We start from the raw sequence: 12998 nt of genomic DNA on the forward strand, positions 1-12998 counted from the left end.
CTATCGGAGCGGGCGGAGCCATGCCCGAATTAAGGGCCCAGGCAGGATGATCGCCATCGGGGCCGTAGAGATCGGGGAACAGCACCCACAGCCGCTGCTCGATGCGGGTCAGCAGATCGCTGCCGGTGTCCATGGCGTCGCCGCGCAAGGCGTCGTCGTAGAAGTGGTCGTCATCGCCATGCATGTCGCCGGAGACGTACTCGGCCAGCACCATGCCGATGGCGGCGGCGCCGATCTCGGCCTGCGTAGTGGGCGAGAGCAGGTGCCACGCCTCGGCGGGCGTGAACGGCAGGGGCATGCGGGCCCAGAGGGCGGCGTGGTCGGGCAGGCGCTCGGTGTCGTCACCCCGAAGGGTACTCACCTTGTGCGTACCCTTGGCGGCGGTCGGAGCAGCCGAGGCGGCGAGTAGACCGGCGGCGAGGGCCCGACGGTTGATGCGGGCGGACATCTGCGCGGCTCCTCAGTGCGCGGCCATGTGGCGGGCGAGCTTGGCGGACCGCCACGCGGCGGTGAGGCAGACGGACATCGCCTCGGCCCAGGTGCCGCCGAACCGCTCCTGATGGGCGTGGGCGGCCTTGGCGGCGGCCGACATGATGGCGGCGCGGTCGAACTTGTCGGCGGCGTAGAGCGGGCGGCGGGTGGTGCGCACCATCATGTCGATGCGGGCAGTGGCGGACAGGAGGCCGGCGGGGATCGCCGGGCGGCTGTCGTGCAGCGAGCGGGAGATGCGGTTCCAAGAGACGGTGCGGTTGGACATTGGCGGGCAACCCGACTATGTTTGCGGGGAACCCCGCTATGTGTTTCATACACATATCCGTGTCGGTGTATACCGTCAACTCCTAAATGTGTGTGGCAAACATCAATGCTGGTGACGGGCAATCAGCTCAAAGCCGCGCGCGCGCTATCGGGCATCGAACAAACCGACCTCGCCACGCGGGCGGATCTGCATGTCAACACGATCCGTAAGATGGAGGCGAAGGGCCCTGCTGAGATCACGAGTGGCGCCGATGTGGTCCGCCGGGTCCAGACCGCACTGGAGGCTGCCGGCGTCGAGTTCCTGAACCACGGGCGCCCTGGCGTGCGGCTGCGGGGCGAGGACTAGGCGTGAGCACCTCAGCCGCATCACCCAAGCGTCTGTCCGAGGTCCGCCGTCTCACAGAAGCGCTGATCGACCGCGTGCTCGAAGCGCAGATCGTCGGGCGACCAGTACCGTCTGAGCAAAGCGAGGCGCTAATCAAGGCAGCCTTCTTCCTACGCGAGTGCAACCTGCCTTGGTGGCCGATGCTCGCTCAAGCGCTGTACGGTTTGGGCCGCGATACCGACGAGGCGGCTTTTGATGAGGCCGCGAAGTCAGAGGCTTTAAAAGATACCGATCTGGAGGGGCTGTCGCGGTTTTTCGCAGGCTTCCGGAAGGGGGCAGCGCGTCGTGACTGCCGGCCTAGAGTTTATCCCCCAAGAACGGCGGGGGCGCCGGGATCTGGTTCCGAGAGCGTAGAGCCAAGGCGTGACCGCGAGGCGCCTCGTGACGATCGGCGTGGCCGTCGTCTTCGTGGGCGCCGTGCAGGCGTTGGATGCTGCTGGTGTGGAGGATGCCTTGAAAGACTGCCTGGCCGCAGCCGTCGTCGCTACTCTTCTGACCTGGGCCATCGCGCCATGAACGCCGGCAGGAAGTGCATCTCTAAGAACGACGGCAACGTCGGGATCTGGTTCCGTGAGCGCAAGGCGTAGCGATGACGGTGAAGCCTTTCCGCATGCTCCTTTTTTCCCGCTCCGATGTATCGGCTTCTGGGACGACGCAGCACACGGTCACCATCACTGCGAAAACCAAAGAGGAAGCCATCGAACTCGCGAAAAACTACTGCTTCAGCCAGCCCTCCGCGGCGCTGTGTTCTGCAAAGCTTATCGACGACAAAGGCGAGGTGGTTTGGTGGATGCAGGCTAGCGGAACGTCAGATCTAGCGACGCCCCGAAAGGATCAGCCGTGACCTACTCCATCCGCCAGCTCGCAGCCGGCAGCTACGACGTGTTGCTCGATGGGCGCCTAATTGCATCCGTGGTGCTTGAGGTCGACCGCAGCACCGTGACGCGCGAATGGCTGGTCGATCTTCTCAACGAGACAGCGCCAGACAAGTGTCCCGCGCCCTTCACGTCCCAGCAGAACGCCTTCGACACCCAAGCGGCCGCGCTGGAGTGGCTCGGCATCTGACCGTCAGCTGAGAACAGGCGTTGAGGCACGCTGACGAAGGGGGAAATTGGAGGCCGGGGCCCGGAGTCGAACCGGACGTGCGGAGCTTTGCAGGCTCCTGGCTGGACACTCACCCACCTGGCCGTCCCCTTTGAAGCACTCAGCCGGAGGCAGGTCTAGGCCAAGCGATGACGGATCCTCAGTTGGCTTCCCAGAGCGTTAGCGTTCTCCTACCGATGAGGACCATCGGCCTGGATTTCATCCCCTAGAACGGCGGCGGGGCCGGGATCCGGTTTCGCGAGGGGAAGGAGTAGTGCCCCCCCGCCGCGAGCAGTTGCCACACGGGGTCGGCAGGAACAACGACCAGCAAGTACCCTTCCCTTCAGGCTTAAGAAGCTGGAGGAAGCATGTCCAAGATCCTAAATATCACCGCCGCCACTGCAATGCTCACGCTGTCGGCGAGCCTCGCTGTCGCTGCGCCGTGCAACGTCGGCACAACGACGAATGCCGCTACCGGCAAAGACGCAAGCTCGAATGTCGATGGAGGCTCGACTGCCAAGGTAACCCCCGGCGCCAAGGCCGAGTCCCCGGGCACGGTCGGCGCGATGAACAACACCGGCGCAGCTACGAAGGATGACGGTTCGAAGAAGGCCCCTGAGGGTCAGCCGGTGAAGCCTGGCGCTGATAACTGCTAAGTTGGCGACCAGCTGGGCGGCCATGTCCTCACGAGCCGCCCGGCTAGGGTTTGGTCGCAAGCGCGCCCATGACGGCGGCTGTCACGGCATTCCGGAACGTCTTCTCCTGCGGGCCGGGCTTGCCCTTGAGTTCGGAGACAGCTGGCGAGGCTCCGACCGCTGCCGCGATGTCGACTCTGTGCCCGCTCGCGAACCGATAGGGGCCGGTCTCCGGGTTTCTCATGTAGAGGTCTACGGCCGCGACGATCTCGGTGCTGCTGATCGTTCCAGCCTTGCGGAGATCGGCGAGGGTCGGGCGGGCGGCGGCCATGGTGTCCGTGCATCAGGAGCTAGGGGATCGCCACGCGCCTTGCGCCTGGCCGGGTCAACATAGGTTGATGGGGCGGGCTTTCAGCCACATGGCCTACTGCAAGCGGTCTGCCGTAGCTCGGCCGCATGTCAGCCAACCCAGCCCCTGCTCCGCTCCCCGATGCCGTCGCCGGCTGGCGCAGCGCATTAGAGAACCTATCCCTGCACGCCTCGCCCTGCCGGTATCTGACCCCGGCTCGTTGGGCTCCAATGCGAGAAGCTGCGATGAATTTCTGCGCCCGGCTCGGTGCCGAGGCGCACTGGATGGGCTGGACGGCGGCCGAGTTGTTCGCAGTACACCCGGATCATGGGACACTGCGGGGCGAGGTTTGCGGCGTGCTGATGGTCTCCGGCAGCAAGGTCGTGACGGTTGAGCCGGCTCGGGTCGTGTTCGCAGGAGGCTCGGGCTACCGGACCAAGCCGGGTCAGGTCTGAGGCATTCCAGTGTGGGAGTTTGCGGCACGGGCACGCTGACGCTCAGTCTCGTCCTCGGCCGTGCGCTGTCTTTTGATGGCGCTTAGCTGATGGAGCCGAAGGATGGCTTGCTCGTGTGCTTGCACGACGCGGACATCGCCGGGTGCCTGCTCGATCTGCCTCCGATGCCAGGAGCGCAGATCGGATAGCACCTGTAGGTCACCTATCTGCTCGTCGGTCATGCCATCCTCGCCCAGATCATTCTGGGCAGCACAAGCAGCTATTCGAGCAAGGGGATTACAGCGTGATCCACATGGTTTCACCGCAATCTCGGTAGTCATTCTACCCACCAATTGAACCGGGAGGCTGCTGCAGCAGCCGGTAAAGCGGGTGCCCTAAGCCCGCACGCATTCAGTGCCCTGACTAGCCCCATCTCGACTAGCAGCGGCATGGCGGACGGGTGCGACTGCACGCAGGGCCTTGATAGCGCGCCCGCGGATCGGGGCGTGCGGTTCGGTGGGCCTCGTCAGCGTACCGCCATAAGCATCCAGTTGCGCGCCTCGACTTGCCGATCCACGTCGTCGGCCTCGGGCATATCAGCGACGATGCGCTCGACGATCTGGCGAAGGGCGGTATCGTCGATGCCGAGCCCCTGCGCGTAGCCGTGCAGGCGCTGCGTCAGCCGCGCGACTACGATGTCGTACTTCGCCTGCGGCTCCTCGCTCATCCCTGAACCGAGAAGCCGAGGATGACGGCGGTCTTCACCATCGTGCGGCGCAGGCCCGGCATTTTCGCCTCGCGCGTCCGTTCGATCACAGCCAATGCCCACCGAGCAGTAGTGTGTACCTTTGGAGACCGGCTGGATCGAGGAAGCCCACTGGGTCTGGGTCGATCCGCGAAAGCCGCTGCCTCAACCGCGAAGACCCAGCAGCGGGCCGCACAGATTTCGAAGGCTGTCACCTCGGACTTGCGGCGCAGGTCGCCGACGCTGGGGGATCTCTTTGGCCATGACGCTGAGTTATGACGGGCTCCCTGCCCCGTCTACAAACAACCCCCGCGGCACGATCAGCCGTCCCCGCGAGCGGCCCTGATGTCGGATGCCCGCGACACCTGGCGCCCGGTCTCCCGCGCTGCATAGTCGATGTCCGGGTTGAACGACTGCTCACGGAAGGGCTGAGCCAACGTGCGGTTGACCTCGGCCTTCGCAATCTTGAACGCCTCGGCCGCTGGGATCGCGAGGCGAAGCACGATGGCGAAGCCCTCTGCGATCAGATCTTCGGCGTGTTGGTGCCCACGAGCAAGCTGTCTGAGTTCCGCCAGAATTGGCTCCGGGTTCTCGCGAATGCGGCGCCGAAAATATTGACGGCGCTGCTTGGCCGGAGGCGTCTTGAACGCCCTTTGGTGGGCGGCGCTCTCCGGCGAGCGGTACGGAGGCACGTACAAGCTTCGATCCCGGCAGATCCCCAGTTTCCGGCACTTCTTCCATTGCGCGGTAAGGGTGCGGTTCGGCAGTACGCAAAGAGGATCAGCTCGAAGTGCCGCAATCTCTGCGGGCGTGTAGGGATCGCGGTGGTATCGGCTTCGCTCGGGATAGAGCGTCCCCGCCTCTGCCTTCACAGCCATGTCGCGGCCGGCATGAGCCAGCCAACTAACGCGTTGAGCGCATCGGTGAGAGCAGAAGATCTTGCGGCCTCGGTTCGTCGTAAACGGAGCTTGGCAATTGGCGCACCGGGCCTGGCGAACCGGAGCCGGTGGAACGGGATGTGCGGACCTAAACGCGAGATTATTCGCCCGCTTTGCGCAGCGCGGTGAGCAGTAGCGGCGGTTCGATACGATCAGCTCGAACGGCGCCTCGCATATTGCGCATGTTCCCATCGGCAGTTCTCCGCGGCCGACTCGATCGCGCAACCGTGTCCAAGGCTTCGAATGCGCTCAATCGGGGTTAGCGGGAGCCTTCTGGCCCAGCCATGAAGCTTAGCGAGGCTGTCCGGCCGTTGGCGATGAAGGGCCCTGCCCTACCGCGCGCGACCCGCGCGAGGCTGACCGGGCAGGCCACATCATCACGGCTCGCCCGGCCTGTCCCGCTCGATGGCTATCGCCGACCGTGGATGACCAAGGCGAGTAGGTAGCCGATCGCGCCAGCTAAGATCGCAAGCCCCAGCGGCGACTCCTGCGCGTGCGGGCGAAGCGCCGCGCTGCCCTGCCGGTACAAGCGCTGCGCGTCCGGGTAGCGCTCGCGGGCGCGGTCGAACGCATCGCCGGCAAACTCCCGCGCTTGATCGGCGGCGTCGCTGAGCGTGTCCTTGGCCTGCCCGTACAGGTTTTGCGCCGAGCCCTTCAGCTCAGTCGCCTTCTCTTCAGCCTGCGTCTGCCTGTTTCCAGTCAGTTCGGCGGCGGCGCCTTTGACCTTGCCGCCGAACTCCTTCGCGGCCCCGGTGATCCGATCTTCATCCATGGTTCTTCCTCCTCAGCGTTCACGCTGGCTGGACCTCATCGAGCCTCTAACGCGTGAACAGCCCCATTCGACTCTGAGCTCGATCGAGCAGTCACATCGGCACAGCGGAACGGTATGGAGAGCCTACGGTTTCCCCTGATCCAGAATGAGTCGCGGGAGCAACTCGATGCCGAATGGTGCTCAGGGCCGTAGATCGAGCGCTGCCGACACAGGATCTGGCGCGGCTCAAGGCTTCGCCGACACGCTGCGCGATCAAACCCAGGGCTACGTCGAGAAGCGTAAGGCTGACGCGGCGCGGCTGGTCTCGGATGTGGGCGTCGCGATCCGCGATACTGGCGCCAACTTCGACGGTCTGCCGCAGCTGAAGGAACTCTTCGATCAGGCTGCGCTCGGTGTCGATGAGTTGGCGGCTGGCATCGCGCGCCGCTCCTTCGGTGAGATGTACGATGAGGTGCACGCGGCAGTCCGCCGCCGTCCGGCCCTGACGGCCGCGGCGACTATCTTTGCTGGCTTCGCGTTATTCCGCACCCTGAATTCTCAGACGCTTCGGCCGATCCCACGCTCACATGCCGTGGTTCCAGTCGACGTCATCCCGACGCCGGACCTGTAGGAGGGCAACATGGCCGAGCCAGGATTGCGCAGCATCCCGAGCCTCGTCGGCGGTGCCGTCCGCGAACTGCGTGACCTCGTCAGTAGCGAAGTTACGCTATTCCGCACCGAGATGGCTCAATGCGTCCATCGCATATCCCTTGGCATCAGCCTGTTGCTCATGGCGGCTGTGCTCGCCATCACAGGCTTGTTCACGCTGCTCCTGGCGCTGGTGAAGGGCATCGCCGTCCTCGTGCAGTCGGACGCATTAGCGGCGCTGATCGTGGGCAGCGTCTTCCTCCTGCTCGCGATCGGTCTCGGAGTGTTCGGACGCAGCAAGACGTCTCTGGCTACGCTGGAGCCGACCCGGACGGGGCGGCAGGTCAAGCAGGACGCGCAGGTTCTCACGGAACGGATGGACACATGAGCGACGCACCGGAGAAGCTGGAGCAGGACGTCGAGGCGAGCCGCGGGCGGCTGGACCGGACGCTGGCCGATCTGCAGGCCCGGTTGAATCAGCCGGGGATCCCGCGCGACTTTGCCGATCTGCGCCGTTCGGGGCAGGCTGCGAGCGAGACCGTCGAGCGCTTCGTCCAAGATGTGCGGGTCAACCCTGTGCCGGCGCTGCTGATCGCAGCTGGGTTTGGCTTGCTCGTGTACGAGGCTTTTCGAACGGCCGCGGAGCGGAGGCGTTTGGCGGTTGCGCCAGCAGGAACGGCTGTGACGACGGCGGACCGCTACCTCGCGGAGAACCATCCTGATCGGATGCACGAGCGGCTCGACGACGCGTTGGAGGAAAGCTTCCCTGGCAGCGACCCCGTCTCAGTGCGGATCACCAAGTAAGGTGTTCCGCACCGAGCACCTGAAGGCGAAGGGCTATCTGAAGTGAGCCTGGGCCGGGCCGCGATCGTCATAGGCGTCGTGGCCGTAGCGATGGTCGGTTCGCATCTTCTAACCGACCAAGGCGTTGACCACGCTCCGCTGGTGGTCTTGGGCGCAGGTCTTCTAGCAGCTGGCCTCGTTGCGCTGATGAGCAAGACATGAGCGATCCAGAGCCCGACGCGCTGTTCCGTCAGCGTCTTCTACGGGTCGTGACCGAGAAGGATCGCCCCGCTGCCCTAGTCGTAGTCGGCGCCTATCTTGATGCTCTCGGACGCAAGTACGACCGGTTCAGAACCGGGGTGCCGCTTAAAGGCTTCGGTCCGCGAGGATCCTGAGGAGGCGAACTAAGGAACGGTATATGGCTGACCACCACAGCAAAGAGCGGATGGAAGCCGAAGCAGCTTTCGCGAAAACCCAGGGCCGTTCCGGCGGCAATGCCTCTGACCAGCCAACGGCAAGTGCCGCCGATCAGAATACCGCACGCTTGAAGGCCGCGCGCCTCGAACGGGACGCCGCGAAGGGTGGGGCAAAGAAGCCTTGAGGTATCACGTCATAGGCGAAGCCCTCACCGAGTACGTGGAGGCGAGGGGTTGTCTAAAATGAGCCGCCCCCGTCGCGTCGGCCTACCGTGGTACTCGGCCGAGAATTACGAGGCCCTGCGAACCACTCTCGCAGATGGCGCGAAACTGCCGCTGGCCTACGAGACCTGGCGAACTGCGACGGAGCAGATGGAAGGCGTGGTTCAGCGCAGCGGCGTAGAGGTCGTGCGTGTGCCGATTGAGCCGGATGCTTTTGCGGCGTGGTGTGCCCGTGATGGCTCGGCGGGAGACGGTGCGGCTCGTGCCCGCTACGCGGCCGTGGTGATAGCCGAAGACACAGCCGCCTGAAGAGGTGTGTGCCGGCGTCATCTCGATTGGGGAGAGCAACGCCGGACCAGTGATGCTACACAGGGACGTGGGCCTGTAGCTCAATGGTTAGAGCTGACCGCTCATAACGGTCTGGTTGCAGGTTCGAGTCCTGCCGGGCCCACCAAATCCTGAGCAACACTCGATAGCAGCGGTATCAGACAAGGCTGTGTCGCCGCTGCGTCAATGACGGACTCGCGATTTTCGGACACAACCGGGAAACGCTGGCTACTCAACCTCCAGTTCGAGGGAGTTGTCAGATGTCAGACCAGACGGGGGAAACCCGCAGCCGCGCTGTTGATCGAGCCTTGCTGGTTGCCGCTTTCATCTCGTTCGGCTTCGGCATGATCGCGATGGTGAGCGGGTTGCTGAGGTAAAGCAGGTCGCTTCCCGCCCGTCTCAGGAAGCGCTCGGTCCGGCCTTCGCCGCCTCCACGATCATGCGATGCATCGCCAGATCCTTCTTCGCATGCATCAGGATGATACGTGCTGTGGTTCGGGCCTTATGTGCTCGGATCTGCGCTCTAGGCGCACCATCTCGCAGAGCCCGTGTCGCCATATGCCGAAACCGGTTCGCATCTACGAGTGCCATCGCACACCGTTCGGCGAACACGTTTAGCTCGGCAAGGTGCTGGCTCGCGGCCGACATGGCGGTGCCTCGTGCAGGGTAGATCGAACCGGGTCTGCAACGGCTGTACCATGAGCCGCCGGCGTCATCTTCTTCGATGAGAACGGCGAGGGGCCGGGGGGGGGGCGGCTGAGGAAGGCCGGCAACGATCGACGCAGCGCCGAATGATCCGCTCAAAATCATCCATTCGTGTGATGCGTTTCGAAGGGCTATCGGTAAAAATCATACCGGCTTCATGTGCGACAGGACACTTGTTGCCCGAGTCGCGTTGAATATGTAACCGTGCCTTAACCCCGGGTACCGCCATCATTCCGATGATCCGGCCCGGCAGCGCCACAGGGGACCTTATGCCCGTGCAGACCCATCCGAGACCGGAGGCTGCATCTGCGACCGTCGAGTCCTATCACGACACCTATCGCGAGGCGCTTCAAGAAGCCACTCGCCGTAAGTGTCAGCCGAGCCTTGAGGGCTACATCACGAACGTCACGCGCTCGGCGTATGGACGCTTTGTCGTCCGCAGTCTGCCGGCTGAGTTCGTTCTGGATATGGCCCTCGATGGAACGCCGATGCCGGGTTTCATGAGCGGCTTTGGATTCGGCGGCGCCTCCTTCAATGACTGATGGCGACGATGGAAAGCCGCGCCAAGCGGCCGTCCCCGTTCCCTACAATCCCAACGCCGACAACCAAAGCCACGACCTGGAAGGTGTCCAGTTTCGTGAACTTATGGCTATCGAGCGCGCACGCATCGACAGCTCCAACCGCCGAACAGAGGTGGTTAGCGAAATGATCTCTGCTCAGGTTGCCCAGAACGCTCGCGAGTTCGAGTTCGCCACCAACCGCATGGAAGGCGAGGAGCGTCGAGAGAAGCGACGCCTCTCGCTGTTCACGCGCATTGTGTTCACCGGCGCGTTCGTCGGCGTGATCGTCCTCACGTTCCTAATGTACGTAGCCTTCTATGGAGCGCCTGAGAACGCCAAGCTGGCGCAGTCATGGCTTGCCGGTGGCGCCCAGGCCCTGGGTGGGGGCGCCGCTCTGGTCGTCGTGGGTCAGATTCTGCTGCGCCTGCTGAAGTCACCTTCGGCATGATGCGCTCAGCCCTCTCCGTTGCTGCCGGCCCGGCAAGTTGGCGGAGGTTTCGTGCGTGCGGCATAGAGTGAGGACACCTCGTCCGTGAGGAGGCGCTGATGGGCAGCTCGATCGACGACATGAAGGAACTCGCGCGCGCCCTACGCGCGAAGCGCAACGAGGTTGCGAAGCGTGCTGCCGATCTGAGGCAACAGCGTGGATCGGCTGGCGATGATTCCGCGCCCGAAGGCTACCTTCATGGCGCGGACTTCCAGCCCCTGCAGGAACAGCTTGAAGCTGTCGAGAGGGCTATCCGCGACGCGACACGCCCGGTGTAGCGGCCCCCTCGACACCGCCATCCCGACGGCTATCCTGCCCCATGCGCACAGCCCTCGCCGCCCTCGCTCTCGTCGTCGCTGCCGGTGGGGCGCAGGCACAGCAGCAGATGCCAACCGTACCCGAGCTGCTGACGGCTGAACTGAAGGCCGCCCAGACCTGCGATGGCACCGGAGACCCTGCCATCATCCATGAGCAATGCCGGCTGCGCGATCGGGTCAGCGGCCGTCTGGCCCAGGCCGGATACTGCTATGGCCGGAAGGGGCAGAGCCAGGAGAAGAAGGAGTGGCACGCCTGCCAGCCGGACTCGATCTACGAAGACGACATCGAAGCAGTGCAGCGCTGATCGCTACTCGATCGGTTCCGGGTGTCGCTTTGGCACTCCTCGGTAGCGCTTCTGTATCAAAGGGCATCCATCGTGCGCGCGGCGATGGGTAAGTGCCAAGTTGCCAGCCGCATTGTAGATGCCCATGACTGTCACCCGACCGTGGCAATGCGGGCAGCGCTTTAGAGCGTCACGGTAGCCCCGCTGCGCGTCCTTGAGGCTGAACGCCTGCCAAGCACCGTCTACGTTCACTTCGCAAGCGACAGCAGACGTATTCATCCTGCCAAACCCCGCGTTGCGACCTGTGCGCGTGCCCACGCCGCGCGAGCCCGTTGTGCAGCAGCAAACTCAGCGAACGCCCTGGCCGCGCCTGTGGCTTCCATCGCCCGCATCTTCTCGGCCAGAATCATAGCTTTCGTCGCCTCTGTTTCGGCGACGATGGCTTGGGCGATGGCTGGGTGACTCAGGGGCATAAGCTTGGGTGAAACTGGTTCAAACGACGCTCGGAGCCTGCGCTGCGATGGTTAACGAGACGTTGCCAGCTGCGGTCAACAAAAAGCCCGCGCCAGCGAACCGGGCGGGCTATCGTCTCACTGATTCAGGTGGCCGATCAGTCGTCGTGAGCCTCGGGGGCCTCATGGCAGAGGCATGCGAACTCGACGAAGCCGGCGAGAATGGCCGCAGCAACCATGGCTTGAACGTGCATCGCGTCCTCTGGAGTGACTAATTACTCTGAGGATTGAGATGGGGGATATGGCGAAGAATAAAAGCGATCAGAGCGCGCAGATTGGAGCGACAAAAAGCCCGCCACAGCGGTAAGCTGGACGGGCTTCTATGGGTCCGAATTGTGAGGGGCGATAGCTCCGAACCCGACAACAGAATGGACGCTGCAGGTTAACAAAAGGCCCCGCGCGGCGGGGGCCGGCGGGGCTGAAGGTTATTGCACTTGGGATGCTGGTAGACGCACAGGTCAGACAACGGTTCCGCCGGGCTCACTCCGCCTTCGCCATCTGCCGCCCATGGTTCTGCACCACGTCGCGGAACAGGTTGCCGGCGGCAGTTCAGCTTGCCTCCCCAAGCTGACGTGAGCTTATCAGGCCCACCCTTATTCGCTGTGAACCTCTAACAATTTGAGCGATTAAAGCATCATGGAGGAAGCCATGACCGGCATTCGCATTCCTATCCTATGTTTTGTTCTGGCCTATGCACCTGTAGTATAAGCAGTCGCTCAAACGGGTACCGGCAATAGCGGCGCCGAACCACTCGCTGCAGAAAAGGCTCCTAATACGACCGCCGTCGGCCAAACTAAGCCGCCGAGCCGTGATGCGAGCCCGACCTCAGTTCAGCCCATCGAGCGCTTAACCCCGCGTCAGGTTGTGGACGATGCCATCGCCACCAAGGTATGTGCCGGGTGCGGGAGGGAACCCACCACCACAGGCGCTCTTCCGACGGCGCCTACGCCTGCCGACCCGGCAGCGAAGCGTGACATGCAGCTTGACGAGCTTCAAACCGCCACCGAGCCCAAAAAACAATCAGATCTCGACACAGTCGCCCTAGCATTACTTTGGCAGATTGGTTTCAGGGTGGCAGGTTGAGATCGGCGTCACAGTGCGGGCATCGCTGCGCTGGCGGCCGACTGAGGTGATCCAAGATGGCCTGCCGGATCGCCGGCATCGAGGGCTGAGGCGGCGGGCAGGCGATTCTTTTTTTTCCGCCCCACCGCTGCGAGGCGCCGGGATTGGAGGAAGGCGTAGGCCATCATCGTCATCAGCGCGTGCCGATGCAGCCCGGTCCAGGATCGGCCCTCGAAGTGATCGAGGCCGAGTTCCTCCTTCATCTGCTGGTGGGCCTGCTCGCAGATCCAGCGCGCCTTGATCGTTGCGGCCAGCTGCTTGAGGTTGGCCTCGGCCGGCAGGTTCGAGAGATAGTACTTGCGCTCGCCTGAGCCACGCTCCTCGCGGACCAGCCAGACCTCGTCGCCGGGCAGATGCTGATTGCCCATTGCGCCGATCCTCTGGGTCGGGCCATCGGCCATCCGAACGCGCAGCGCGCAAAAGCGAGCCCGCAGCCGGCCCTTGGTGCCGCGCCGCCAGGTCACAGATCGGCCGGTCATGTCCGCGAGGATCGTCTCCGCTGCGACCGAGACCTGATCCGGGACGTGACGCTTGCGCGG

The 12998-nt window shown here is 63.9% G+C and carries 22 protein-coding genes and 2 tRNA genes; 16 read left to right on the forward strand and 8 right to left on the reverse strand.

Features of this window, described 5'->3' with window-relative positions; all coding sequences use genetic code 11:
* Both MKK88_RS07225 and MKK88_RS07230 read right to left on the reverse strand, forming a co-directional pair.
* The coding region (locus MKK88_RS07225) for a hypothetical protein (protein ID WP_243998319.1) at positions 1–448 on the reverse strand (448 nt) is incomplete at its 3' end.
* Between the two features lie 12 nt (positions 449–460).
* Positions 461–757 (reverse strand): hypothetical protein, encoded by a 297-nt coding sequence (locus MKK88_RS07230; protein ID WP_243998321.1) that lies wholly within the window; start codon positions 755–757, stop codon positions 461–463.
* 105 nt (positions 758–862) lie between these two features.
* Between MKK88_RS07230 and MKK88_RS07235 the strand changes: the two genes are divergently transcribed.
* From MKK88_RS07235 to MKK88_RS07245, 4 genes are all read left to right on the forward strand, one after another.
* Entirely contained in the window at positions 863–1102 is a 240-nt protein-coding gene (locus MKK88_RS07235; protein WP_243998324.1) for a helix-turn-helix transcriptional regulator, read from the forward strand.
* 420 nt (positions 1103–1522) lie between these two features.
* Positions 1523–1657: a hypothetical protein gene (locus MKK88_RS33770; protein ID WP_279602134.1), complete on the forward strand. Its 135-nt coding sequence runs from the start codon at positions 1523–1525 to the stop codon at positions 1655–1657.
* A gap of 73 nt (positions 1658–1730) precedes the next feature.
* Positions 1731–1985 (forward strand): hypothetical protein, encoded by a 255-nt coding sequence (locus tag MKK88_RS07240; RefSeq protein WP_243998325.1) that lies wholly within the window; start codon positions 1731–1733, stop codon positions 1983–1985.
* Complete coding sequence (locus tag MKK88_RS07245) at positions 1982–2206, forward strand: hypothetical protein (RefSeq protein ID WP_243998327.1); 225 nt, start codon at positions 1982–1984, stop codon at positions 2204–2206. The genes MKK88_RS07240 and MKK88_RS07245 overlap by 4 nt, the downstream gene beginning before the upstream one ends.
* A gap of 47 nt (positions 2207–2253) precedes the next feature.
* Here MKK88_RS07245 and MKK88_RS07250 read toward each other — a convergent pair.
* A tRNA-Cys gene (locus MKK88_RS07250) sits at positions 2254–2329 on the reverse strand.
* A gap of 263 nt (positions 2330–2592) precedes the next feature.
* On the opposite strand from MKK88_RS07250, the gene MKK88_RS07255 reads away from it, so the two are divergent.
* Positions 2593–2880 (forward strand): hypothetical protein, encoded by a 288-nt coding sequence (locus tag MKK88_RS07255; protein WP_243998330.1) that lies wholly within the window; start codon positions 2593–2595, stop codon positions 2878–2880.
* A gap of 43 nt (positions 2881–2923) precedes the next feature.
* Here the strand turns inward: MKK88_RS07255 and MKK88_RS07260 are convergent, their stop codons facing one another.
* Positions 2924–3190 carry a hypothetical protein gene (locus MKK88_RS07260; protein ID WP_243998332.1) on the reverse strand — a complete coding sequence of 89 codons (267 nt, stop codon included), beginning with the start codon at positions 3188–3190 and terminating at the stop codon, positions 2924–2926.
* Between the two features lie 263 nt (positions 3191–3453).
* On the opposite strand from MKK88_RS07260, the gene MKK88_RS07265 reads away from it, so the two are divergent.
* On the forward strand, positions 3454–3663 hold the full coding sequence (locus tag MKK88_RS07265; RefSeq protein WP_243998334.1) for a hypothetical protein: 210 nt from the start codon (positions 3454–3456) through the stop codon (positions 3661–3663).
* 505 nt (positions 3664–4168) lie between these two features.
* On the opposite strand, the gene MKK88_RS07270 is transcribed toward MKK88_RS07265, so the two are convergent.
* The 3 genes from MKK88_RS07270 to MKK88_RS07280 all read right to left on the reverse strand — a co-directional run bounded on the left by MKK88_RS07270 (position 4169) and on the right by MKK88_RS07280 (position 6097).
* On the reverse strand, positions 4169–4369 hold the full coding sequence (locus tag MKK88_RS07270) for a hypothetical protein (RefSeq protein WP_243998336.1): 201 nt from the start codon (positions 4367–4369) through the stop codon (positions 4169–4171).
* A gap of 338 nt (positions 4370–4707) precedes the next feature.
* Positions 4708–5265 (reverse strand): hypothetical protein, encoded by a 558-nt coding sequence (locus MKK88_RS07275; RefSeq protein WP_243998338.1) that lies wholly within the window; start codon positions 5263–5265, stop codon positions 4708–4710.
* Positions 5266–5734: 469 nt separating this feature from the next.
* The gene (locus tag MKK88_RS07280; RefSeq protein WP_243998340.1) at positions 5735–6097 is read right to left on the reverse strand and encodes a CsbD family protein; all 363 of its coding nucleotides are present in this window, start codon (positions 6095–6097) and stop codon (positions 5735–5737) included.
* Between the two features lie 166 nt (positions 6098–6263).
* Between MKK88_RS07280 and MKK88_RS07285 the strand changes: the two genes are divergently transcribed.
* The 10 genes from MKK88_RS07285 to MKK88_RS07335 all read left to right on the forward strand — a co-directional run bounded on the left by MKK88_RS07285 (position 6264) and on the right by MKK88_RS07335 (position 10846).
* On the forward strand, positions 6264–6707 hold the full coding sequence (locus tag MKK88_RS07285; protein ID WP_243998342.1) for a hypothetical protein: 444 nt from the start codon (positions 6264–6266) through the stop codon (positions 6705–6707).
* Between the two features lie 9 nt (positions 6708–6716).
* Positions 6717–7112, forward strand: a complete 396-nt coding sequence (locus MKK88_RS07290; RefSeq protein WP_243998344.1) for a phage holin family protein — start codon at positions 6717–6719, stop codon at positions 7110–7112.
* Positions 7109–7528 carry a hypothetical protein gene (locus MKK88_RS07295; RefSeq protein ID WP_243998362.1) on the forward strand — a complete coding sequence of 140 codons (420 nt, stop codon included), beginning with the start codon at positions 7109–7111 and terminating at the stop codon, positions 7526–7528. Before MKK88_RS07290 ends, MKK88_RS07295 begins: the two co-directional genes overlap by 4 nt.
* Before the next feature lie 197 nt (positions 7529–7725).
* Complete coding sequence (locus MKK88_RS07300; RefSeq protein ID WP_243998346.1) at positions 7726–7902, forward strand: hypothetical protein; 177 nt, start codon at positions 7726–7728, stop codon at positions 7900–7902.
* Between the two features lie 23 nt (positions 7903–7925).
* Positions 7926–8108, forward strand: a complete 183-nt coding sequence (locus MKK88_RS07305; protein WP_243998348.1) for a hypothetical protein — start codon at positions 7926–7928, stop codon at positions 8106–8108.
* Positions 8109–8523: 415 nt separating this feature from the next.
* A tRNA-Ile gene (locus MKK88_RS07315) sits at positions 8524–8599 on the forward strand.
* An 847-nt stretch (positions 8600–9446) separates the two neighbouring features.
* Positions 9447–9719, forward strand: coding sequence for a hypothetical protein (locus tag MKK88_RS07320; protein ID WP_243998352.1), 273 nt, complete (start codon positions 9447–9449; stop codon positions 9717–9719).
* The gene (locus MKK88_RS07325; RefSeq protein ID WP_243998354.1) at positions 9712–10185 is read left to right on the forward strand and encodes a hypothetical protein; all 474 of its coding nucleotides are present in this window, start codon (positions 9712–9714) and stop codon (positions 10183–10185) included. Before MKK88_RS07320 ends, MKK88_RS07325 begins: the two co-directional genes overlap by 8 nt.
* Positions 10186–10283: 98 nt before the next feature.
* Positions 10284–10502, forward strand: coding sequence for a hypothetical protein (locus tag MKK88_RS07330; protein ID WP_243998356.1), 219 nt, complete (start codon positions 10284–10286; stop codon positions 10500–10502).
* Positions 10503–10543: 41 nt separating this feature from the next.
* Positions 10544–10846 (forward strand): hypothetical protein, encoded by a 303-nt coding sequence (locus tag MKK88_RS07335; protein ID WP_243998358.1) that lies wholly within the window; start codon positions 10544–10546, stop codon positions 10844–10846.
* Positions 10847–12428: 1582 nt separating this feature from the next.
* On the opposite strand, the gene MKK88_RS07340 is transcribed toward MKK88_RS07335, so the two are convergent.
* Positions 12429–12998, reverse strand: a 570-nt coding sequence (locus MKK88_RS07340; protein WP_243998360.1) for a transposase, incomplete at its 5' end; no start/stop codon positions are given.

The organism is Methylobacterium sp. E-005 (assembly GCF_022829725.1).
Taxonomy (GTDB): Bacteria; Pseudomonadota; Alphaproteobacteria; order Rhizobiales; family Beijerinckiaceae; genus Methylobacterium.